The sequence below is a fragment of the Bariatricus sp. SGI.019 genome (assembly GCF_050315235.1).
GTDB lineage: Bacteria > Bacillota > Clostridia > Lachnospirales > Lachnospiraceae > JAFBIX01.
The window spans coordinates 82,020-106,303 of sequence record NZ_JBNPOQ010000008.1; the positions used below are offsets into that span (position 1 = coordinate 82,020).

At 40.3% G+C, this 24,284-nt stretch carries 19 protein-coding genes, 2 tRNA genes and 1 pseudogene; 5 read left to right on the forward strand and 17 right to left on the reverse strand.

Annotated features, from left to right (window positions below):
• Nucleotides 1–171: 171 nt before the first annotated feature.
• The 11 genes and pseudogenes from grdF to ACQRD1_RS06845 form a co-directional block, all read right to left on the reverse strand.
• Complete coding sequence (grdF, locus tag ACQRD1_RS06795; protein ID WP_427787201.1) at nucleotides 172–1,479, reverse strand: sarcosine reductase complex component B subunit beta; 1,308 nt, start codon at nucleotides 1,477–1,479, stop codon at nucleotides 172–174.
• Between the two features lie 18 nt (nucleotides 1,480–1,497).
• A complete protein-coding gene (gene grdG, locus ACQRD1_RS06800) occupies nucleotides 1,498–2,784 on the reverse strand; it encodes a sarcosine reductase complex component B subunit alpha (RefSeq protein ID WP_427787202.1) in 1,287 nt (428 codons plus the stop codon).
• Between the two features lie 297 nt (nucleotides 2,785–3,081).
• A complete protein-coding gene (locus tag ACQRD1_RS06805; RefSeq protein WP_427787203.1) occupies nucleotides 3,082–3,471 on the reverse strand; it encodes a GrdX family protein in 390 nt (129 codons plus the stop codon).
• A gap of 39 nt (nucleotides 3,472–3,510) precedes the next feature.
• A complete protein-coding gene (locus ACQRD1_RS06810) occupies nucleotides 3,511–4,257 on the reverse strand; it encodes a DUF1638 domain-containing protein (RefSeq protein ID WP_427787204.1) in 747 nt (248 codons plus the stop codon).
• Nucleotides 4,257–4,859: an HDIG domain-containing metalloprotein gene (locus ACQRD1_RS06815; RefSeq protein ID WP_347375922.1), complete on the reverse strand. Its 603-nt coding sequence runs from the start codon at nucleotides 4,857–4,859 to the stop codon at nucleotides 4,257–4,259. The genes ACQRD1_RS06810 and ACQRD1_RS06815 overlap by 1 nt, the downstream gene beginning before the upstream one ends.
• A gap of 283 nt (nucleotides 4,860–5,142) precedes the next feature.
• Complete coding sequence (locus tag ACQRD1_RS06820) at nucleotides 5,143–6,870, reverse strand: hypothetical protein (protein WP_427787205.1); 1,728 nt, start codon at nucleotides 6,868–6,870, stop codon at nucleotides 5,143–5,145.
• Nucleotides 6,871–6,884: 14 nt separating this feature from the next.
• Nucleotides 6,885–6,965: pseudogene (locus tag ACQRD1_RS06825) on the reverse strand (SEC-C metal-binding domain-containing protein); the annotation flags it as partial.
• A 1,145-nt stretch (nucleotides 6,966–8,110) separates the two neighbouring features.
• A complete protein-coding gene (locus ACQRD1_RS06830; RefSeq protein WP_427787206.1) occupies nucleotides 8,111–9,856 on the reverse strand; it encodes a S8 family peptidase in 1,746 nt (581 codons plus the stop codon).
• Between the two features lie 45 nt (nucleotides 9,857–9,901).
• Nucleotides 9,902–10,513, reverse strand: a complete 612-nt coding sequence (gene rbr / locus ACQRD1_RS06835) for a rubrerythrin (RefSeq protein ID WP_235233003.1) — start codon at nucleotides 10,511–10,513, stop codon at nucleotides 9,902–9,904.
• A 59-nt stretch (nucleotides 10,514–10,572) separates the two neighbouring features.
• Nucleotides 10,573–11,589, reverse strand: coding sequence for a glycosyltransferase family 2 protein (locus tag ACQRD1_RS06840; protein WP_427787207.1), 1,017 nt, complete (start codon nucleotides 11,587–11,589; stop codon nucleotides 10,573–10,575).
• 355 nt (nucleotides 11,590–11,944) lie between these two features.
• A complete protein-coding gene (locus ACQRD1_RS06845) occupies nucleotides 11,945–12,565 on the reverse strand; it encodes a peptidase C39 (protein ID WP_347375918.1) in 621 nt (206 codons plus the stop codon).
• 323 nt (nucleotides 12,566–12,888) lie between these two features.
• Here ACQRD1_RS06845 and ACQRD1_RS06850 point away from each other — a divergent pair, with 323 nt between their 5' ends.
• On the forward strand, nucleotides 12,889–13,653 hold the full coding sequence (locus ACQRD1_RS06850; RefSeq protein ID WP_235233006.1) for a sulfite exporter TauE/SafE family protein: 765 nt from the start codon (nucleotides 12,889–12,891) through the stop codon (nucleotides 13,651–13,653).
• A 16-nt stretch (nucleotides 13,654–13,669) separates the two neighbouring features.
• Here the strand turns inward: ACQRD1_RS06850 and glpK are convergent, their stop codons facing one another.
• The 6 genes from glpK to ACQRD1_RS06880 all read right to left on the reverse strand — a co-directional run bounded on the left by glpK (nucleotide 13,670) and on the right by ACQRD1_RS06880 (nucleotide 20,486).
• Nucleotides 13,670–15,175, reverse strand: a complete 1,506-nt coding sequence (gene glpK, locus ACQRD1_RS06855; protein WP_347375917.1) for a glycerol kinase GlpK — start codon at nucleotides 15,173–15,175, stop codon at nucleotides 13,670–13,672.
• A 146-nt stretch (nucleotides 15,176–15,321) separates the two neighbouring features.
• Entirely contained in the window at nucleotides 15,322–17,055 is a 1,734-nt protein-coding gene (locus ACQRD1_RS06860; protein WP_427787208.1) for a hypothetical protein, read from the reverse strand.
• On the reverse strand, nucleotides 17,031–18,521 hold the full coding sequence (locus tag ACQRD1_RS06865) for a hypothetical protein (RefSeq protein ID WP_235233009.1): 1,491 nt from the start codon (nucleotides 18,519–18,521) through the stop codon (nucleotides 17,031–17,033). Before ACQRD1_RS06865 ends, ACQRD1_RS06860 begins: the two co-directional genes overlap by 25 nt.
• Before the next feature lie 291 nt (nucleotides 18,522–18,812).
• Nucleotides 18,813–20,066, reverse strand: coding sequence for a 6-phosphofructokinase (locus tag ACQRD1_RS06870; RefSeq protein WP_235233010.1), 1,254 nt, complete (start codon nucleotides 20,064–20,066; stop codon nucleotides 18,813–18,815).
• Nucleotides 20,067–20,150: 84 nt separating this feature from the next.
• Complete coding sequence (locus ACQRD1_RS06875) at nucleotides 20,151–20,306, reverse strand: hypothetical protein (RefSeq protein ID WP_235233011.1); 156 nt, start codon at nucleotides 20,304–20,306, stop codon at nucleotides 20,151–20,153.
• Nucleotides 20,307–20,412: 106 nt separating this feature from the next.
• Nucleotides 20,413–20,486, reverse strand: a tRNA-Arg gene (locus ACQRD1_RS06880).
• Between the two features lie 172 nt (nucleotides 20,487–20,658).
• On the opposite strand from ACQRD1_RS06880, the gene ACQRD1_RS06885 reads away from it, so the two are divergent.
• The 4 genes from ACQRD1_RS06885 to ACQRD1_RS06900 all read left to right on the forward strand — a co-directional run bounded on the left by ACQRD1_RS06885 (nucleotide 20,659) and on the right by ACQRD1_RS06900 (nucleotide 24,229).
• The gene (locus ACQRD1_RS06885) at nucleotides 20,659–21,513 is read left to right on the forward strand and encodes a pyridoxamine kinase (RefSeq protein WP_235233012.1); all 855 of its coding nucleotides are present in this window, start codon (nucleotides 20,659–20,661) and stop codon (nucleotides 21,511–21,513) included.
• A gap of 398 nt (nucleotides 21,514–21,911) precedes the next feature.
• Nucleotides 21,912–21,997 (forward strand) — tRNA-Ser (locus ACQRD1_RS06890).
• A gap of 245 nt (nucleotides 21,998–22,242) precedes the next feature.
• The gene (locus ACQRD1_RS06895) at nucleotides 22,243–23,571 is read left to right on the forward strand and encodes a TrkH family potassium uptake protein (protein WP_235233013.1); all 1,329 of its coding nucleotides are present in this window, start codon (nucleotides 22,243–22,245) and stop codon (nucleotides 23,569–23,571) included.
• A 10-nt stretch (nucleotides 23,572–23,581) separates the two neighbouring features.
• Nucleotides 23,582–24,229, forward strand: coding sequence for a potassium channel family protein (locus ACQRD1_RS06900; protein ID WP_235233014.1), 648 nt, complete (start codon nucleotides 23,582–23,584; stop codon nucleotides 24,227–24,229).
• Nucleotides 24,230–24,284 lie beyond the last annotated feature (55 nt).

Consider the following 24,284-nt stretch of genomic DNA (forward strand, 5'->3'; position numbering starts at 1 on the left):
CCATCTTATCTAATATCGTGTCGTGCAAAATCCCACAGGCATAAATATCAATGTGCCCTTGGTTTTTGCTGTTTACAATAATGTAGTATGTCTCAGTATACACTGTGAAAAGTCAGAAGTCAAAAAAGTGACAGGTAAATTATTCCCTGCCACTTCACGCTATCCTATATTCTATTCAAATACTGTCTGTTCTTCTACCGGAGTCTGAAGTGCTTTTAATGCACGTCTTACCATACTCTTACGAATCTTCTTTGAATCCACTTCGCCCTGTGTTGGATCACCTAATGGGTAAGGAATACCAACACCCGGAATGATTCTATTTGCGCCAATTGTCAATGAAATTGGAACTACTGTTGCCATATGAACAACCGGGAGACCATATCTTTCAATGCCTTTTACCATCGTTGCACCGCAACGTGTACAGGTACCTCATGTGCTGACGAGGATGACGCCATCTACATCATCCTCTACCAGTTTTTTACCGATTGCATCTCCGAACTTGGCCGCAGAACCTGTTGCCGTACCAGTTCCTGTCGTTGAACAGAAGTAATTTGCCAGTTCCCCAAATTCTCCGTCCTTCTCCATCTCACGCATAACATCCAGAGGGATGACCAAGTTCGGATTCTTCATAACGAACTGACGGTCATATCCACCATGAATCGTAGTAAAATCATCTGGTGACATCTCATCCATACCTTCAATGGAATATATGCCGAACTTCGTTGCATTGGAGGATTCAATATGATCCGGATTACCCTGTGGTACGATACCACCAGAAGTAACCAGTGCAATCTTTGCCTTAGTAATATCAGCAATTGGAGCTGCCGGATCGACACGGTCGAACTTCGGCATAGGAAGGTCTGTGTCATATTTCTCGCCTTTCATCTTCTTGACCAACATCTGAATGGCTCTCTCAGATCCCCTCTCCTCTGCAAAGTAATTCACACGGATTCCTCTTTCATGATATCCTTCTTCTTCCGGTCCAAGAACCTCTACTCCTGCCGCCAGCTTTTTCACCAATGCTGCCAGGTTCGGCATAGATTTTCTCAATGTGGCTGCCGAATCTCCTGTCTTGACAATGATCAGATCCTTACGGAACATATCAACACCTGGATTCTCTTCATATTCTGCTGTGATAACCGGAATGCCCAGTCTCTCTTCCACTGCTTTACAGATTGTGCCGCAGGCAACACCATAACGTCCTGCATTAAAAGCCGGTCCTGCCACGAACACATCCGGGGCATATCCTTTTATCATCTCTATAATCGCATCTGTCGCTTCATCCAGATTCTCACCGAAATAATTATCACCACAGATGACGGTTGCAACAATCTCATAGTCCTCACCAAGAGCTGCTGAAAGCGCAAGTCCTGGTCCTACTTTTCCTTCCTGGATCGCTGGCTTATAATCTGCCTTGTCTTCCCCACCGATTCCTCCGAAGAACTGATTAAGATAATGCACAATCTTATATTTTGCCATAACCATTGTTCTCCTTTCTTAATATCCTTTTGCAGCCAGTTTGTTAAATCCATTTGCGATAGTAGACGCAATGATAATCTGAAGCTCTGCCTCAAAAGAACCATCTGGATTCACACATCCTGCCCATCCGCCGATCTGACTCTCGATATATTCCATTGTACCAATGACTTTGTCCATTGCCGGAAACTGAAGTGTCGCATTTCCCTGACCACAAGATGCCAATGCAGTTGCTTCTTCACAGGTATCTGCAAGAGACTGTGACTTTCCATCTTTCCCCGGGAACTCATCGGTGATCAATACTACTTTGACACCCTTGCGCTCTACCTTCCGACAGTTCATCATCAAGTCTGTATCCGGATTGCCGTATCCTTCTTCAGTTATCAACACGCCATCAAGTCCCATCCACTCTGCAAGCTTTGCAACCATATCAGAATGTCTCTCTTTATCTGCGAGGAATACATTCTCATTTGTAAGGATAACACCCATAAAGTTAATATCTTTTCCATGATGCTTGAAGCAGTCTTCAATAACCGGATTGTGCAGATGATGATACGTTGTAACCTTGTCACATGGAGCCACACAGTTACCGGAAACAATCGCGCCATCCATGATCTCTGTCGGATACATAAATGTCGGAACCATCTGCTTTGCATCTACTCCGTAATAATAGGTATCATGCAGAAGTCCCTGTGACTGCAGCATATGTACATATCCTACCTTCGGAAGATCCGGGTACATCGCAGCCTGTTCAAAGATTGGCTTGGTCTCAAATACTTCCAGTGTATCCGGCTCTACATCTCTTCCTACCTCGCCAAGATAAGCTGCAACTTTCAATCCTGCCATTCTTCCTGCCTTCTCATATACATGAGTCTCCAGTCCTTCTTTCGGCTCAATTACCACGCACAAATTCACAGTCTTTGAAAATGGGCAGTAATCTGCTGCCGGTCCACTCATGTCAATGACGCCTTCCTGGAATCCAACGATTCTTCCAACTGTTACCACACAGCAGCCATCCAATGCATGAGTACGTCCGCCGCCTACCTGCGGGGTTACCTTCCCGATCACTCCCGGAAACATCTCGCCTCCACTTACCTTTACACGCGGTTCAATAACATCCTTAACCGGTGTAATTCTTGTGGAATCTCCAGGCCTTGCAATCTCCAAATGACATTCCAGTAATTTGTCATCTTCCAGTACCATGGCTTCCACTTCACCTTTGTTCACATAGAGCACATGGTTCTCGACATAAGTCCGGTCCGCAAACTGAATGTCATTGATAGCAATTTTTCCAAGTTCCAGTTTCATGCTTAATCCCTCCTTCTAGTTTTTTACGATTGAATATTTCTATAAATATTCACAATTTATTCATAATAATTATACTATTCTTTGTAGAAATCAGCAATATTATATCCTCATTTTTCTAATATTCTGTACTTTTTTCCATTTTTTCGAACAAAATCTCACTCCGTTAACATCAATTTTTTTACAAATCTGCCAATACAATAGCAATCTAAAAAAGATTGATACGCAGAACATACTTTATTTCTGACATATCAATCTTTATTTTGCCATTCTACAAATGAATCTTCTATGGTTTGTATTTTAAGAAATTCTTGGAATAATATTATCAACAACGGATAAATCAATCGTCTTAAAATCTTCTGAGACTCTTTCACTGTATTTTTCCGGTGTAGGTGCAATCTCCTGCCATTGCCGGTATGTCTCGATACATTTCTCAATCAGCAGGATATCCTCTGTATTATCTTCCTTTCCCTTCGGATATACGACCACAGAACGATAAGGCGTCTGGTTTGGCTTCAGACTGGAAGCCTGCGGATGCGTCAAAAGCTTATGCCGGTCATAGACAAGATCTCTTGTCTTGATTAAGACCTCTTCATAAGTATTCAGTAATATCACAGTTAAATCATTCTTATATTTTTCATAGACACGGTCGTTATTTGTAATCATGATTGCTTTTTCCAGATCCCACATATTTACATCCACCTTTTGTACTTCTTTTCTAACCTTCTACTACACTTCTTTCAGGATATTCTCATCATAGCTTGGTTCTGCATGATGTCCGGGTCGGACAACAAGAAATCGGTCTTCCGGCCAGTCTCCATCCACCATCTGCTTCAAGATGGAATGATTTCCCTGAATTAATTCGTAAGACCAATTCTTTTCTGCCGCTTTCTCTCTCGCCTGTTCTTCATATTCCGGGAAATCCAGTTCCGGCCATCTTATATAGGCTGCACCTTGATAATGCTGCGTAAATTCAGACTCGATCTCTACTGCACGTCTTGCACGCCTCTCATTGCCATGATAACGAACCAGATACATGTCATATCTACGCCTCAGATAATCCTCATCATCAACATTATCCAACTCCACAAATCCCGGGGAATAATAAAATGTACCCGGATTCTTCTTGTAATATTCCATGTACATCTCCTTATCTCCCATAAGAAGCGTAATACAATCATGGGCCTTCGGAATGACAAGAGGATATTTCTTACTGGACAGGCCGGTCACCACATTCGAACACAGACCATATCCCAACAAAATTGCATCAAATTCATATTCTTCCGTGTCATTGGAGTAAATATGACGATTCTCATCGATCATATTAATCTCTTCCTGAAGAATCTTCTTCAAATGCTCCGGTCTGCTATGTATCTTCTGTTGTATCAGTGTTACATCAATAATATTTTTACACGAAAAGATGACACTGGCAATCTCTCTTTCTAAGATCTTACAGCCAAGTAACTTGTATCTCATCAGTCTAATCTCTCCATTTCCTCATGAATGGTGTCTTCACTGGCAGCCATAGCCTGTAAAGTCATGGTAAGAAGTTTTTCAAGCTCCCAGCCAAGCTGACTGGCTCCGCGTTCTATCACTTCTCTTGAACATCCCATAGCAAAATTCTTACTTTTATACTTTTTCTTAAGAGATTTTAATTCCATATCTTTTGTGCTCTTTGAAGGGCGCATCAATGCTGCCGCCCAGATAAGACCTGTCAGTTCATCTACTGCAAAAAGTACCTTTTCCATCTCATGCTCCGGCTCGGTCTCAATGGTAATTCCACAACCCACTGTAATTCCGTAACCATGTGATACCACACTATGGATAATTCCCTCATCTACGCCAGCTTCCCGCAGCATCTCCGGGGCTCTCAGGCAATGCTCTTGCGGATACAATTCAAAATCAATATCGTGAAGCAATCCTATAATCCCCCAGTACTCTGCATCTTCACCATAACCCAGTTCATTTGCATACCACTTCATAACCGCCTCAACAGTTAGTGCATGTTGAATGTGAAAAGAATCCTTGTTGTATTTTTTTAATAAACTCAATGCCTCATCTCTTGTTATAACTGCCATTATTTCTACTCCTTAGATATTTATATTTCGAAACTATTTATTTCAATTTATATTATAGACTCTCTTCCTGCATTATTTCAACTCTACATTAATTATCACACTGGAAAGCTTCCACGAACACACAGTGCTCCCGGGGATGTCAAGTTATTGCTACAAAAAATATGCGGCTTTTTTGCCATGAAAATGGCTTAAAACCGCATGTTTCTGTATAGAGGATGTTATATTATTGTTACAAGATGGTTGGGAGGATGTAATGTCAGTGTCACAATGCTTATTACTATTTTCACATATTGAAATAATATTTCATTTCTTTTTGAAAAGACGAATGTCTCGGATACTTATTCTTATACTGTACAAAAATTTCCCTTCCTGCTCCATTCACTCCCATACTCTCTTTTATTTCTCCTACGATTGCCAGCAACCCGGCAACTTCTCCATAGTGATTTCTGTGCTGCCCGGACACAATCGCATCCGCTCTGCTGTATACGATCTTTTCTGCCCATGACAGATACTTTTTTCTCTCCTCTTCTCCCATAGGAAAATGTCTTTTCCATCTCTGAAAATAATTCCAGAATTCACTTACTTTGTGCTTATGGCATTCTTCCAAAATTTCATTTTCAAAATACATTCTGCTTTCTCCATCTTTTATATCAGGAAATCCTATATAAGCTGCAATACTTGCAGCTGCCTTTGAAGGAAGCGGTTTTTCATATAGATAAATCAGAAAAAGTCTGATTCCACTCCGAATAAAAGAGGAACTCCAGCCCAAGGAACCTTTTGGATTTTTTGATATATTTTTTACCTTTTCAAAATCCCCTGTATAAAAATTCAGACTGTTATACATATAATCATCAATCATATTTCTACGAAACTCCGAATTTCTCCAATTGTTCTCCTGATTGCCTTTTATTCTGTTTATCAGAACCTCTTTTCCCCGCAGACCATATCTTTTTGCCATTTCTTCTGTTCCAAACAGGCGAAGATAATTTTTCACGGTCGAATCAGAGCAAAAACATTCCCAACAAAACTGCATCATTTCCTCTTCATGCATTAAGTGCGATGAGACATATGCCGTTTTTAAGGCAATTTTACCCCGAATAGTAAGATTAGCATCAATTTTATCAAGAGCATCCTTTCCCACTTCTTCTATCTTTTCATAAAAGTGTTCTTTCTCATATTCATCCATTACAGCAAGATACAACGACGGATGGATTGAAACATTTTCTTCTGCCATTTCAAGCAAGCCTTCGATTCCTTTGCAATACAAAACCGCCTCTTTCAGAAGCCTTGCTTCTATATCTCCATTTTTACTTTTCAGCAGTTCAATCCAGTCCTTCCAAAATCTTTCCGTATCTTTCAGCTTCTCCTTCCCAACGTGAAATATCTCTTCCATATGTATCTTAGAGAATGTATCAAAAGAAAAATACAGATACATATCTTCCGCACGTTTTTCCAGCGGTAATCCCTGATAATCTGCATATAATGTCAGGAGTGCCAGCCGTTTCATATCTGTATGTATCAGATTATTATCTCCCAGCACCTCAATGTCTACCGGATCACCAAATTCATTATCTGTAAAAACCGACATCTCCCACAGCCATTCATAAATTTCATTTGCTTCCTGATACCGCATGTCATCCACACAATCTTCAGCAAATCGGATCATATACATAAGTTTATCCCCGACTCCCTGATTATCATAATACTCTGTAATCCAGTCAGCGTCCCAGTAGCCGCTGGAATAGTCTTCGTATTCCTCCGTATTAAGATAAATCTCACCTTCATCAATCTGTTCTTGCCATTTTTGGATTTGTCTCATTTTTTCTTCTACAAGCTCCTGCGACATTCTTGCCTGCTCAGGTTGTGTCGTCTCATCCACATCCGTTTTCTTACATTCTTTTATTATTTCCTGCAGGCTTTTCTTTTGCTCTTCTGATAACATTTCCTGCATTTTCAAAATAACAGTCTGCAGCTCTTCTCTGGAAAGTTCTTTTACTTCTGGCAAAGTCATTTTATCCTCCAATGCTATTTCCTTCCACAACACTTTTTATATTTTCTCCCGCTTCCACATGGGCAGGGATCATTTGGATATATTTTCTTTTCCTTTACTATTAGTTGCTGTACAGGCATTTTGAAATCATCATACAAATCATTATAAGGATCTGCTTTCTCCAGTGAATCATGAAATGATGTCAGCTGTGGTTCTATCCATTTCAAATCATCCGTCAATCCCAGATTCTTTGCCAGAAGTTTCGCCCGTTCAAACAACAAATCATTATGCAAAGTACATGTTATACCGATTACCTCTCTTCGAATGAGCCGATATGCTTCCTCGGTACCTTCCTGTTGTTGAATGCACCAACTAAATACATTAAGCGCATTTTGATTATGCGGCTCTTTTTTTAGCCAGCTTTCAAACCATTCCCGTCCCTCAACGGATTTCCCCATTGCATATAATTCTTCTCCTATTGCATTCTTGAAGCAGCTATCATCGTCAAAATTCCAATCCAGCATTTCCAAAATTCTTTGACAGAATTCCATGCGTTTTTCGTGTTCTCCGGTATTCCCCAGTTCCATCTCCAGATCCTGGAGCCATTCATCTACCGGATATTGGTAATCCTGTGATTCCATAATACCACTTACACTTATTTTGTATTCCGCTGTATCAATAATCTTCTGGAAAAGTTCCCATGCCTGCCACCAGAGTGAAATCATATCACTGTCATTTTGATTCTCCTGTGCCTCATACCCCTGTTGCACAAGTCGATCCCATTTGTCCCATTCCGTAAGAATTTCATGTGTATCTTCAAAATCAATACATTTCTGCACCATATCCTTTAATGCATCCGTATATCGTTTTTCATCATACGGCTGGTTCTCTTTCATAACGTCATAAATCTCCTCAAGCACGATCGCTCCGATTTTTTCCTTTGCATCACGGACAGAATATCCTTCTGCAATCAATCTGTCATAGACCTCTCTTACGATAGGCGGGTCTTTATCCCGCAGCTGATTATCCACTACTTCCAATATCAGTTTCTTTAATCTTAAATTTGCCATTTTATCCTCCGTTTCTTTCACTGAAAATCTCTCTGATTGTCGCATTACAAAAACATTTGTTTCTGAATTTACCTAATGAGGAATGCTTTCTATCTTTAGTACTATCATACTCATAAAAGGCAGTTTCATTCAATATATGTTTTCACGAAAAGGCAGATTTATTCTTCTTTTTATATACACAAAAAGGCACTTTATAGCGGCAGACTATCCTTCACGCAAAGCACTCCATATCCCACCTGTGGATTCGGATATACCGTGAATCCCGGCAGCGGCATTGCGCCTCTCCTCAGATATGCTTTCACCTTCTCTCCATATAAAAACAGATCATTTTCCCGGACAATTCCCCATTCCATCAGCAGCGCCGCACTGCCAGTGACAAAAGGCGTTGCAAATGAAGTGCCGGTAAACTGTGCATAACCTCCGCCGACAGCTACGGTTGTTATATCTACTCCCGGCGCCACAAGATCGGGCTTCACACTCCTCTCCTCTCTGGTATATCCTCTTCCCGAGAAGTCTGCATAGGCAAATGTCAACGCATTGTATCCACCCACTGTGATTACACGGCTTGCCGTCGATGGAATCGTAAGTGTTGTATTGTCTGTCGGGAACAAAAATCCAGTTCCTCTGTTCACTACATTTTCGCTCGGAAGCCATAATTCATAAGCACCGGATACAATCTTTCGGGGTGTCAGTACGATTTTCCATACTCCTCCTGTAATATATGTATCCTTCGGCAGCATATCAATATAGATTTCCTGCGCAGTACTGTAAGGGCTAGGTTCTCCATAATAGAGGAGAATCTCTGTCCGCCCAACGGTAAATCTCTGAGGTCCAAGGACTTCCTGAATAGGACCTACCATCACACCGGCAGGGCTAACCAGTGAAATGTCGATGACATCTGTATATTCTTTCCAGATCTGAATACCAAGTGTCGGCTGATTATTCTGCACAGCAAGCTGTATTACGGTATCTCTGTCCTCTTCCATAACCCCTGACGTATGCCCTGCACTTGCTGCTTCATTTCCAGAACCAATGCAGATAGAACTCTTCCATATGTTTGAGATATCATCAATAAATCGTTCTAACAGAGAAGTTCCATCATGTGAGCCATAGGTATTGCCAAAACTGATATTCACCGCCACAGGCATCCGAAGCTCCAGTGCCTTCCGAATTACATAATCCAACCCCTGCATTAGTTCTGTTGTTCTTGGAAATCCTTCCTTGCGCGGACTGCCAAGTTTCACTACAATCAGCTCACTCTGCGGCGCCACACCTGCATATTGTCCACCGCTATTTCTCCCATTCCCGGCTGCCACTCCTGTCACTGCAGTCCCATGTCCGGATGTATCCATACTTGGAACGATCCTTCTCCGTTCTTGTATCGAGGGCTGTCGCAAAGCCTCGTTAATCTGCGCGGCCGTATATTCTGCACCTATGGAATATCCTTCCGGTGGCACTCTGCCTTCTGCGGGTGCAAGTGACTGATCCCATAAATATCGAATTCTTGTGCTTCCATCCGCATTTCGAAAATCTGCATTCTCATAATCTATTCCCGAATCAATAACAGCAACCAGAATTCCCTGTCCAAATAGTGCAAAACGGGTATCCTGTACCGCATCGATACATGATACCCGTCTTCCATTCGTGACTTGAAAGAATAACCGTTTCGGTTTTTCAATATATTCTATTTCAGGAAATTGCGCCAGAATCATAATCAGCGACTCTCGAATTGTAATAATTGCATATTCATTCTGCAGCTCCACCACATCGCTTGCCACTTCGCGTATACGGTCCAGATTCCCGGAATACTTAATAATCAAGTCCCATTCTCTGTCGATGGGATTATAACCCACGTCCAGCTCCAGTGATTTTTCCCGCTCTTCTTCCGTGGCATCTAACGCAAGATTTAACAGATTCTCAACCTTTTGACTTGCCATATTATTCCTTCCTTACTGATTATTCTAATTCTTTTCATGAAGATTCTATTGTACAAAGTTGTACCCGAGATAAGGCGCCAGTTCCGCCGGGATAAAATACCCTCGATCCTGTCTGCACACTGGACACACTCCCGGTACCATCTTCCCGGTATGGATGTAACCACAATTCAGACACATCCATCGATTGTTCTGATCACTTTCAAAATATTTATTTTTCTCCAGAAGCTCTGCCATTTTACCAAAACGCCGACCATGTACAGCTTCGATCTCTGCAATCTGGAAAAATGTCGATGCCGCTTCAATAAATCCCTCTTCTTTGGCTTCCTTTCCAAATATCTGATAAACCTCTCCATATTCTTCTAACTCATTATATTCTGCAGACCGCAATAGTTCTATCACGCTGTCATAATGATCTACCGGATATCCTCCGGCGATCTCCACGGTATTACCAGAAATATTCTTAAGCAGATCATAGAATCGTCTGGCATGTGCCCGTTCCTGTTCAGCCGTAAATAAAAAAATCTGCTGTACTGCATAAAATCCCTGATCTTTAGCAGCTTCTGCCGCAATCGTGTATCGGTTTCTTGCCTGACTTTCCCCTGCAAATGCCCGCATTAGATTCACTTTTGTCTTACTTTCCAAAAAATCAATAGCCATGTCACACACTCCTTTTTATTCTTAATACTAGTATGTAACATGGCTATTAAATTATTCATCTAATTAAATCCAATAATTCTTCTCGCAACACTGTATGCAAGTGAAGATATCTTTCTTCCTGGTCTTCCGGGAATATTCATAGTCTGTCCAAGAATTCCGTAACGAATCTTCAGGAATGTCTTGAAGTCCTTTTTCTTAAGATAACGCCAGAGTTCTCTCTTTTTCTCCAGATTCTCCTGCGTCTTGGAACGAATCAAAAGAATTGATGACACAGTCATCATGATTGCAAGATAATTAACCATATATTGTCTCAGCTTCTTACTCATTATCTTATTCAACTGATACATGTCAATCATAGATTTTGTAACAAAAATCTGTTGATCTACTCTTGAAATCATAACTTTCTCATTGACAGACTGATCTTCTCTGCCAATAAAGTAACGATAAAAATCTACATCCAGATAATAAATCTTACGCACATGTGGCAACGGATAATATACATAGATATTATCTACATAAAATGTATGCTTCGGCAGTTCCAGCTGAATCAATTTCAGTAGATCGGTACGATAGATGACAGAATGCATCAATATGTATTGATCCATGTGGAAATGTCCGATATCATCCCAGCGAAAGACTTCATCCTGCGGCAGGACATTGCGGTAATGGATACATTTCTTATGTGTTGCTCCCACCTTCTCATATACATAGTTAGAAATCAGCATGTCAATCTGCTCTTTTTCTTCTTCCAGATTACGCAACAATGCTAATATCTTATGCAATGACTCTTCATCAACCCAGTCATCACTATCCACAACTTTAAAATATTTTCCCTGAGCATGGTTAAGTCCGGCATTAACCGCATCACCATGGCCCCCATTTTCCTTATCTACAACTCGAATGATCTCTGGATATTTTTCCATATATTCGTGAGCAATCTCCGATGTCCTGTCCTTGGAACCATCGTTGACGATAATAATCTCCACATCATCTCCGCCAGGCAGAATACTCTCGATTGCATGTGCCATATAATCCTGGGAATTATAACATGGAATTGCAAATGAAATATACTTCATCCTTTTTCTCCTTTTCTTGTAAGGTAATAACTATTTATTCAGTATAATGCATTTTGGGGATTTTTCCAACAAATTCTTTGTAAAATGTTGGCAAGACTTTCAACATATCCCTGTTCATAATTTGTTCATTTATCTTTTAAAATTCTTTCATTTCTTTAACATTGTTTCTTCACAGCTCTGTCTTATACTAAATATATCAAATGAAAGAACAAAACATTTGATTCAAAGATAAGACTATCGTCCAGTAGTAAAATACTATTTTTGAATAAACTTTTTCATAATACATGCCGGGAACTGGTAGAACAGTTACCCGGCATCCTCCCTTTTTATGGTATTTTTCGTTTTCAGACATCTTCTATATAAAGTATTCAATCGTTTTTTCTGCGGTCTTCTTCGTATCTTCATTAAATATAATAACTGCTTCTCTATCTTCCATCGGACCTAATGCATATAATTCTGTTGTCTCCCGATTAAAACACTGTTCATCTACGATTCGATTATATGTAAATGGATGATCATCTACCATCACAATCCCTGCCTCTGTAAATGGCTCTTTCACATAATAAGGATCAAACATCAGAATCTTTCCATTCAGTGTTCCAGTCAGTAATACATAATGTGCACACTCAAAATACAGACGAACAACAACCGCACCACCACGGCAAAGAGCATCGTTAATCAGGCTATCTCCTCCAATCCATACACTTTTTCCTGAAAGATATTGACTGGAAACTGGCAACTGACCAACTTTTCCGAACCCATTCAGCCAATTACTAAGAAACATCATCGCAGCACTTGAAGTGCCACTTTTCCCCATAATACCTTCACAATTATAGCAATCCAAACAGTATAACATAATATTTCTTATTACTACTGGCGAGATCTCTTCTCGCGGAAACAAAAAGCTAACCGCATCCAGCATTGCAGTTGGTCCGCAGTCATATTCAGACAATTGATAATGAAGTGGATTTTTCAAGATATCGCCTCTTTTCTTATAATTCATATCATTTTAATATGAATTATATTATTTGATTTTCTTTCCGTCAAGCCATTTTTCCACACCTATTGACATTTTCAATATCTTCATCTATTATAGTTCAAATTAGAACAATATTTCAAGGAGAGAGAATCTCATGATTGCTCAATTCTGGGAAAGTCAGTCTCTGATGGACGAAATGCGCAAAGAACTTTTGGTCAGCTGCTGCTTGAGGATATTTCTCTTGATGACCTTCAGACTTTGAACCGTCTTTTTGCACAGATAGATTATAACATTCATCATTATTTTGAGGAGGAACATTAATGCTTACGAAATTTATTGTCTGCTTTATCGCCGGAATCGGTGCAGGACTTGGTACTGGATTTGCCGGTATGAGTGCAGCGGCAGTCATAAGCCCTATGTTGATTGCATTTCTTCATATGCCAGCTTATGAGGCAGTTGGAATTGCACTTGCAAGTGACGTCCTGGCAAGTGCAATAAGTGCCTATACTTATGGAAAGAATAAGAACCTGGATATCAAAAACGGCATTGTCATGATGATATCTGTCTTATGTTTTACGCTGGTCGGAAGTTGGATTGCAAGTCTGATTCCTAACCAGACCATGGGAAACTTCTCCATGGTTATGACTTTCCTTCTGGGTGTCAAATTCATTGTAAAACCTGTCATGACTACAAAAGAAAGCATGGAAGCAGTAAGCCCTCGCAAGCGTTTCATTCAGTCAGTGTTCTGTGGAATTATGATTGGTTTTATCTGTGGATTTATCGGTGCCGGCGGCGGTATGATGATGCTTCTGATACTCACCAGTGTTCTTGGATATGAACTGAAGACCGCAGTAGGAACCAGTGTATTCATTATGACGTTTACCGCATTTACCGGTGCAGCCAGTCACATTGCAATTGGTGGATTTCCAGACCTCTGGTGTCTGGTTTTCTGTGTATTGTCCACCTTACTCTGGGCAAGAATTGCCGCACGGTTCGCCAACAAAGCAAGTGCCGCAACCCTCAATCGTGCAACTGGTATCGTATTAGTTATATTAGGTGCCGCAATTATGATCGTCAGCAGATAGAAGATGATGCAACTATCTATTCAATTGTATCTTCTTTGGCCCATCCATATGCGTATTTGACAGCTTTATTCCATCCTTTGATTCTCTTCTCTCGTTCCTCTTCTGCAATCACCGGATGGAATGTCTGATCAATTGCCCAGTTCTGAATGACTTCTTCCTTATTCTTCCAATATCCTACTGCCAGACCCGCCAGATACGCTGCTCCCATAGCAGTCGTCTCAACACATTGTGGTCTTAATACTGGTGCGTTGATAATATCCGCTTGTGTCTGCATCAGAAAATCATTCGCACTGGCTCCGCCATCTACTTTTAATGCTTCCAACGAGATACCGGAATCTGCTTCCATTGCTTTTAGAACATCATTTACCTGATAAGCCAGTGATTCCAAGGTTGCCCGGATAATATGGTATTTATTCACTCCTCGGGTAAGTCCCACGATTGTTCCTCTGGCATATTGATCCCAATGTGGTGCTCCCAGTCCAGTAAATGCCGGCACTACATAGCATCCGTTCGTATCCTTTACTTTCTTCGCCATATATTCCGAATCTGCCGCTGAATCAATCAAACGCATCTCATCTCTTAACCATTGAATTGCAGCCCCTGCCACAAAGATGGAACCTTCTAATGCATAATTGACCTTGCCATCCAATCCCCACGCAATCGTTGTCACCAGACCATTTTTAGAAAACACAGGTTGCTCTCCTGTATTCATCAGTAAGAAACAGCCTGTTCCATATGTATTCTTCGCTTCTCCCGGGCGGAAACAAGTCTGTCCGAACAACGCCGACTGCTGATCTCCTGCTGCACCGGCAATTGGGATCGGCCCCCCAAGGAACGAAGGGTCAGCCTCTCCATATACACAACTTGAAGGCTTAACTTCCGGAAGCATACACCTGGGAATATTCAATTCTTCCAGAATCTCATCGTCCCACTCCAATGTATTGATATTAAAAAGCATTGTCCTGGAAGCATTAGAATAATCCGTCACATGAACTGCCCCTTTCGTCAGTTTCCAGATCAGCCATGTCTCTACTGTACCAAAAAGCAGCTCTCCATTTTCAGCTTTCTCCCTAGCTCCCGGTACATGGTCAAGAATCCATTTTACCTTTGTTCCTGAAAAATATGCATCAATCACCAGTCCGGTCTTCTTCTGGAACCTCTCCGTCAACCCTTTTGCTTTTAGGGTGTCGCAATATTCAGAAGTTCTTCTGCACTGCCAGACGATTGCATGATATACAGGTTCTCCTGTATTTTTATCCCATACAATTGCAGTCTCACGTTGATTGGTAATTCCAATTGCCGCAATATCTTCTGCTGTCGCTCCAATCATATTCATCGCTTCTACTGCCACTCCCAGCTGACTCGCCCAGATTTCATCTGCGTCATGTTCTACCCATCCGGGCTGTGGGAAATATTGTTTGAATTCACGCTGTGCTACACTGCACATTTCACCCGCTTCATTAAAAAGAATACAACGGTTACTTGTTGTCCCTGCGTCCAAAGCCATTACATACTTTGCCATAACTTGCTTCCTCCTACTTTCATTCTCCATACCTCTTTTTGTAAAAAAAGAGCAAACTAAACAACAGTATCGCTGTTGTAATCATTCGCTCTCTCATCTCGGCACATTCATTTAACTATATAAACCATACCATAATGCGACTATTTTCACAACTCTTTTTTCAAATTACGCCTCTGCTTAACAGCCCACCCAATCATGACACTTCCAATCATAAGGATCAGAATACCGATGCCAATAAAGCACAATTTTTTAACGAAAGATGCCTGAACAGATGGCTTATTTTCTTTCTGTTCCTTCTTTTGCGATGGGACAATCTTCTCTCGCATTGGTCTGGTAATCTTCTGAAATGCTGTTTCTTTTGGTACAATATCAAATGAAATCCGTTCTGTTGTCTGATTACCAGCTCTGTCATATGCTTTCACAATAATCTCATAATTTCTATATTCCTGAACTGTATATTGATATATCTTACTTCGTGAATTTGTTTTCTGTACCTCTCCGTTGATTCGTATTTCTTTAATAAAATCTTCCTGATTAGAGAGTGTAATCTGGAAATCCTTCTCTTCTTCATATGTCTTTTCGTCTTCCAGATTGGAGAACACCACCTGAGGGGCTGTATGATCAATGACAAAATATGCCTTTGCCGTACCAATATTTCCAGCAGAATCAATTGCTTTTACATCCAAGATATGTCCACCCTCTGCCAATATTTCTTCTCCTAGATGATACAGCTTCCCATCGAGAGAAACAGAATATGTATAACTGGTAAAGTCCAGAATCCACTCCTCTATTGGATAATTCCAGCAGAAGCTTTTCAAATACTGTTGATGAAGCCGATCCACATAACGAATCACGGGATTCTCTTTATCAATAATTACCTGCGCTTCATTATTATCTTCATAACCCGCATAATCAGCAGCCTTCACTCCTAATTGATAGATTCCATCTTCTGTCAAAAACTGTTTTGCAGAATACTCATTACCACTTTCGACCCAGTCAGTAACTTCCAGCACAGTCATATTTCCGGCTGGATCTTTTCGTTTTGCACATGCACTTGCCTTCCTGATCAGATTGTCTTCTGTTACCCGATAAGTCACCTCTACCGGCTGACTGGTAATCATGTAATTTTGAATTCCTTCGATCATAGTTTGAGGCGAATGATGATCAATATACAATTTGCAGCTCTTTTCCGTATAATTTCCGGCACGGTCAGTGACTCCTACAGTCACGTACACCGCTTCTCCTGCAGTAGATTCCAGATGAATACGAAAATCTGCCATAGATTCGCTGGTTCCTCCAAGGACCCGATCACCAGATGTACAAGATAACCAGTTAATTTGACTTCCTTGTTCTCCATCTTCAGCCGAAGCTTTCAATACAACTTCTTTCTGATACCATGAATCTTCTCCACGGGGCGTTTGCAAGTATAATGTTGGAGCCTTCGTATCAATCAGAAAATCCTTTTCCACTGAGCTTTCTTCCAGTCTGTTTCCTTCTGCATCCTCCATCCATACGGACAAATGATTCTTCCCTTCCTGAAATCTCTCTTTTTCAATACTGGCTTTTTCATTTTCCTGACTCAATACTCCTTCCATACTCTGTCCATTACTGTCCGTAAAACAATACTTGGTCACCCCGACTTTACTTACATGACACAATTCTACTTCTGGTCTGGTAACATAATACCCATTCTTTCCATCTTCTGGCGGAATCGCAAGTTGAAACTTTTCAATCTTCTCTTCATTTTCATCTGCAGATTCTTCATCATCAACAAATTCTTCCTCTTTAGCCGATACTACATTGCCCCAAAATGACAGCTGACAGTATGACAATCCAAGAATCATCAATCCTATTATTATCCATTTGAATTTCCTACCCATACTTCCTCACCTTCTATTCGAATCTCGTATTCCTGTTGCAATTTTTGAAACTCTTCATTCTCTAGAATCTCTGGAACTTTTCGCATATATTCCTGCACTGTCTGAGCGCAGAAGCTACGGTCAACGGATGAATCTTTGCATATGAGTCGGATATGCAATAGTCTAAGTTCAACAGAATCCTCCAATTCTTCAATTCCCTGAACACAAGTATCTAACGCCATATCTTTTTCTTCACAAGATTCATATAACATTGCTATCTTTTTGTATAACTCTTCTCTCTTATAGACATCTGTTTCTAATTCCATAACTCCTTCATATAGTTCTGCCGCCTCCTTTACTTTATCCAACGTTTCACAGGAAGAAGCCATATATTCTTTTACCTCTTTTTCCCCCTCTTTTCCAATATGTTCTTGCTCCAGATATTGGTTTCCAAGACGCAGAATATTCTCTGCCGCCTGCTCACCAGTTAACATTCCATATCCACGGATCAGGCACTGGCAGTATTGGTCTGCTTTCTCCTGAATCATACTTTCTTCCAGACTTTTCAGATGATTCTTAAGTGCGGTTCGGTTTATTTCTGATTTTTCGTTTTCCACAGCCTTTATGATTACTTCCAGATCTTTTGCTTGTTCATCTTCTTTTTTTATTTTTTCAAGATATTCCAGGCTTTTTTTACAATCATTTAGTTCTAAAAAATACTCAAATGCCAGATCACGATATGCATTTTGAATCTCCTTTTTTTCAGATACATTTTCCTCCTTTGGTTCTTCAACTGTAGTAATAGCTGCCTTCTTGCCTTGATCTTTTTCTTTGGAAAATGCAATCATACATACAGACGCAATTATAATTATTACCCCTGCAGCAAAAAAGAACTTTGTTCTTCTGCTGTATGTCCGCTTTGTTTTTTCCTTCATGATTGGGATATGTTTTCGAATTTCTGATACATTTTGATATGATTTCTTGGACTGCCTCTTTAGGCATCTCGATATGATTTTCTGAAATTTCTTTTCTTCTTTTTTCGTCAAAGGTGGATCTGGCTCTGAGACGGCGAGCAGATACTGTATTGTCCTTCCAAATCCATAAATATCCAGACTTATGCTTGCTTTTTGATAATACGGTTCTTCCGCCGGAAGAAAATATTCTCGCACCACCCTTCTTCGCATAAACCGAAGCATCTCTTCATTGGATTGCGCCTCAAAATCTAAAAAATATAGGTCTCCTTCCTCTGTGATAACAACACTATATGGATTCACATACTGATAAAACGGCTTTTTTCGACACTTATGAATCATTCCCAGCTGTTTTGCAATCATTTGAACCCACCCCAGCAACCGTTCTTTTGAGACATGTGGATGATATCTCAACCAATTCGCCAGTATTCTGCCATCCACATACTCCGAGCTGATATAACAGGTCTGTCCATGCTCAACCAGACGCAGCACATCATAGCCCTCTTTTGGTACCACTTACATCACCTCATCTTCCTATAAAATTACCTGTTCTCTTGGATAAACATCTGAATAAGATTAAGAGAATAAAACTAAGAGAATAAAACTAAGAGAATAAAATAGATTCTTTCGAATTATAGAGTGATTCATATATTACTGGATTCTTTTCCAAAAAGCAAGTACTTTTGCCATATTTTAAGAAACATTTCGAAGCCTACAGGACTTTCTATCGGAAGCTTTCTCCAAATGGATAGTTGCAAAAAGGATGCCTGTCACCTTATTTTGTAGCAGGCATCCTCATTCCTTCTTTTATTTTGTTCTGTGGCTTAATTCCTTCGGTGTATACAGATGTCTTGGAATACCATCTACCATAACCGGTGATACATCTCCCTGAATCAGCGGTCTTACATAAGAAATAAATTCATTGGTTACATAAGTACCTTCTTCATTTACCCACTCTCTTGGAACAAGCTTCTCATCGTTAGCGATCTTGTGAACGTCTTTCACTTCTGTTCCACACTGATATGGATCATCAGATAATCTCTGAAGAACAACCATCTTACCGGAATCTCCTTCATCTGCTGCCTTAACAGCTGCACCGCCTACCTGGTATGCTTCCAGAATATCTACACGGGATGCTGCATGAGAAGCAGAACGCTGTAATGTACTCAGCTCGATCGCACGAGTCTTACATCCCATCTCACCTGCGATGAAGCTTGCAAGATATGATGCTGTTCCTGATAACTGCTTGTGTCCAAATGCATCAACGAAGTCAATGCTGTTACCCAATTCACATACATATCTTCCATCAGCAATACGGATACCTTCTGATACTGCGACTACGATGGATGTCTTCTTCTTCAGAAGAGCCTTTACTTTTGCGCTGAATTTCTGAAGATCAAATGTAATCTCCGGCAGATATACCAGATCAGGACCTTCGCAGTCTTCACCCATTGACAAAGCTGTAGCACCAGTCAGCCAACCGGCATTACGTCCCATAATCTCTACGATCGTAACAATACCTTTTTCATATTCCAGACAGAAGCTGTCACGGATAATCTCTTTCATTGAAGTACCAATATACTTCGCTGCACTTCCATATCCAGGTGTATGATCTGTAAGTGCAAGGTCATTATCGATTGTCTTCGGGCATCCGATGAATCTTGTCGGGAAACCTGTAATAATTGCATAATCAGACAACTTCTTGATGGTGTCCATAGAATCATTTCCACCAATATAAATAAATGCTTCAATATCTAATTTTTCAAGAATTGCAAAGATCTTATCATATACTTCACGGTTCTCATGAATCTCTGGCAGTTTATAGCGGCATGACCCCAAAAATGCCGCCGGTGTTCTTTTCAATAATTCTGCATCCAATTCGGTCTTGATATGATCAGAAAGATCGATATACTTCTCTTGTAATAATCCTTCTACTCCATGAAGCATACCATACACTTTCTTAGCTCCACGATCTTTCGCAGTACGATAAACTCCTGCAAGACTTGAGTTAATCGCTGCTGTAGGGCCTCCTGACTGTCCTACGATAACATTTCTTTCCATAAACTAGTTCCCTTCCTTCCTTAAAATTGCTGTCGATATTATTATTTTAGTATATTTCAACATAAATGTCTACAAAAAATCTGGTTATTTATGCAGATTTACAACTGCTTCATTCTGAGCATAGATATATCCCTTCATACATCCGTTTCCTGTCACATCTACAACCTCATCATCTTCAATCTCAACCTCCATTTGACACTGATTGTTACAGACTGCACAGTTTATCTTTATTTTTTCCATTTCATTTCCTCCTGATAACATTATTATAAAATTTGAAAACCGTGTCACATACATTTTCAGTATATAACAAAAAAACCTCTTACAAAACTCTGCAAGAGGTTGAAAACGTGGGCGAGAGGATTCGAACCCCCGACCTTTTGGTCCGTAGCCAAACGCTCTATCCAGCTGAGCTACGCCCACACAACTATGAATCATTTTCACAGCAAAATTAATTATATCCTAGTCTCTCTACATTGTCAACATTTATTTTGATTTTTTTGTTTTTTTCTTTTTATTTTTTTCTCATTCCTTTTCAAAACTAACTTATTAGTGTTACTATAAACCCATGAATATTAAGGAAGGTTTACATATTATGACAAAAAAAATAGCTGTTATTAATGACTTATCAGGATTTGGCCGTTGCTCTTTGACGGCTGCAATATCTGTTCTATCTGCTATGGGCGTGCAGGCCTGCCCGCTTCCCACGGCAATATTGACCGCACAGACAGAATATCCCAGTTATTACTGCGATGATTATACAGATAAGATGGAATATTTTCGTTCAGAATGGGAAAAGATGGGGCAACATTTTGATGGAATCTACACTGGATATGTTGCCAGTGTAGCGCAGATCAACCAGATTTTTCGCTTTATTGATACCTTTGATACCCCTGATACCTTTCTTCTAGTGGATCCAGTCATGGGGGATGACGGACAGACCTATTCCATGTATACCCCTTCTTTATTAAAACAAATGCAGCTACTGGTACAAAGAGCCGATATCATCACTCCGAATCTCACAGAATTATGTCTGTTGACCGACGCCAATTATCAAAACATAACCCATATGAAAGATTCTGATGAACTGTTTTCCACGATTCAAGAGCTTGGGCAGCAGCTCTGTAAAACCGGACCACAGAACATTATCGTTACCGGAATACATTTCCAGAAAGATGATAATACAAAAGCAATAGGGAACCTCTATATCACCGCAAAAGATTCCTTTCTTGTTTCTTTTCCCTACATTGGTGGAAGCTACTCTGGGACTGGCGACCTCTTTGCTTCTTGCATTGCCGGCGGAGTTGCAAGAGGCGATTCCATTGCTGACGCAATTCAGCTGGCCGGAGAATTTCTAGAACTTGCACTTGCCGATTCCGTAAAAGAGCAGGTTCCATGCAACGATGGGGTAAATTATGAACAATTTCTTTGTCATTTGGGTACAGGGTAAAATTCATTTGGGTACACCACATTTTTTAATTGGGGACGTAGTACTTTTGCAAAGTACTACGTCCCCAATTTATGTTTTTCTTAAGAAACTTTATAAACTTTTCCAGTTCTTGACATATTCCCGTCACATTTCACTTATATAATAAAGATATCAATTAAAGAAGACGGTGGTTGTGCTTTTATTATCATAGGGTATGGTTACCGGACTTCGCCTAACAATTAGTAAAATTTATATAGATTTTTTTCATCCCCCTCCAATGGCTAGTGCACATGTGCTGGCCTCTTTCCTTTTTCTAAACGTTTTTCAGATTAGGTATTCCATCTTTCTGTCATTTTATGCTATAATAGAAAAAGCGCACCGATATATGCGTACTTTCTATTCATAGAAAGAATTATTATGCAGCAGTGGTCGAGTTGGCTGATGGCATCTGCCTCGAAAGCAGAAGAGCCGCAAGGCTCCGGGGGTTCAAATCCCTCCTGCTGCGTTTTCACTATTGTTTATATGGAATATTTGGACTTCATATCTCAGGATTCTGTAAGATATGAAGTCCATTTTTTGTCCATATATTCCTTCTTTTTTCTTTATACAATCTTAATGCCAGACTTCATGCCCTAATGCATATTTTATGGAACTGGTGCGAAAATATACTGAAAGAAAGTGTCGGTAAAACTGACGCGCACACCATTGTTTTATTTTATTTTGGTGTATTTAAGGAGCTGGCATAGATACATGAGCAAGTTAAAAAAGCAACTTACTTCCGCACAGATTATTATTCTTGGCTTTGCTGCCGTTATTTTGATAGGAACTTTATTGTTAATGCTGCCTTTTTCCACACAGGATGGGCATAGTCCACTTTTTTCAGATGCTTTATTCACCGCAACTTCTGCTGCCTGTGTGACTGGGCTGGTCGTTCATGATACAGCTACTTACTGGTCCACTTTCGGACAGGCGGTTATCATTCTTTTGATACAGATTGGCGGTATGGGTGTCGTAACATTTGCCGTAGCTATTGAAATATTTTCCGGTAAGAAGATTAGTCTGAAGCAGAGAAGTACCATGCAGGAAGCAATCTCCGCACCCAAAGTTGGCGGAATTGTTCGGCTGACTGGTTTTATTTTGAAAACGACATTTTTAATCGAACTGATTGCTTCTATTATCATGGCACCTACATTCTGTAAAGAATTTGGGCCTTTGAAAGGAATCTGGTACAGCGTTTTTCATTCTATCTCTGCATTTTGTAATGCAGGATTTGATTTGATGGGATGTGAAACTCCTTATTCATCCCTGACTCATTTTTCCAATACACCTGTGATCAATCTGACTATTATGGCTTTGATCATCATTGGTGGTATTGGTTTTCTGACATGGGACGATATCACAATCAACAAACTGAATATTAAAAGATACCGGATGCAGAGTAAGATTATCATAATGATGACTTCATTTTTAATTCTGCTTCCCACTCTATATTTTTTCTTTTTTGAATTCTCGGATACGCCTGTGGGAGAACGCATCTGGATCTCTCTATTCCAGGCAGTTACTCCAAGGACAGCCGGATTTAATACAACTGATCTGACGATGATCAGCGAAGCAGGGCTTGCACTCATGATTTTTCTAATGTTAATCGGTGGTTCTCCTGGATCCACAGCCGGTGGAATGAAGACCACAACACTTGCCGTCATGCTGTCTACATCCATCTCTGTCTTCCGTCACAATGAAGATACACAATTTTTTGGACGAAGGATCACTCCAGATGGCGTACGTAATACGATAACGATTGCGACCATGTATTGTACTTTATTTTTCAGTGGAGGGCTTATTATCAGTCGTGTAGAAGATCTTCCTCTACTGACCTGTTTATTTGAAACAGCATCGGCTGTAGGTACCGTCGGACTGACGCTTGGTATCACTCCACAGCTTGGTTTATTATCACATAGTATCTTGATTCTCTTGATGTATTTGGGCAGAGTCGGTGGACTGACATTAATTTTTGCGGCTTTATCTAACCGCCGTGTGTCTCCGGTAAAATTACCTCAGGAAAAATTGACTGTCGGATAAGGAGGAACTTATGAAATCTATATTATTGATCGGTCTTGGCAGATTTGGACGGCATATTGCATTTAAACTGAATGATTTTAACCACGAAGTAATGGCAATTGATGATAATGAAGAGCGAATCAACGCTATCCTTCCCTACGTTACGAATGCTTTGATCGGTGACAGTACGAATGAAGAATTTCTTTCTACATTGGGGATTCGTAATTTTGATGTATGTATCGTGGCCATCGGGGATAATTTTCAGAATTCATTGGAAACAACTTCTCTATTAAAAGAATTAGGAGCAAAAAAGGTCATTGCCAGGGCCTCTACCGGTGTACACGAAAAGTTTTTACTGCGAAATGGGGCAGATAAAGTTGTATATCCCGAGAAACAATTAGCTGCATGGACGGCAATCCGTTGTACCTCGGATTATATTCTTGATTATATTGATCTAGATGGTGACTACTCCATCTTCGAGCTGGCAATTCCAAAAGAATGGTGCAACAAGACGGTATTACAAATAGATATCCGTAAAAAATACGGGCTGAATATTCTTGGAATCAGAGTAAACGGAAAAATGGATATGAACATCACACCGGATACATTTCTGACGGAAGAAAACTCGATTCTTGTGCTTGGACATTTAAAGACGATTCAGAAATATTTTCATATCTGATTCTTCGCTGCCCTTTTGAGGAGGTGGTAATCCTATGAAAGAACTGTTTCTTATC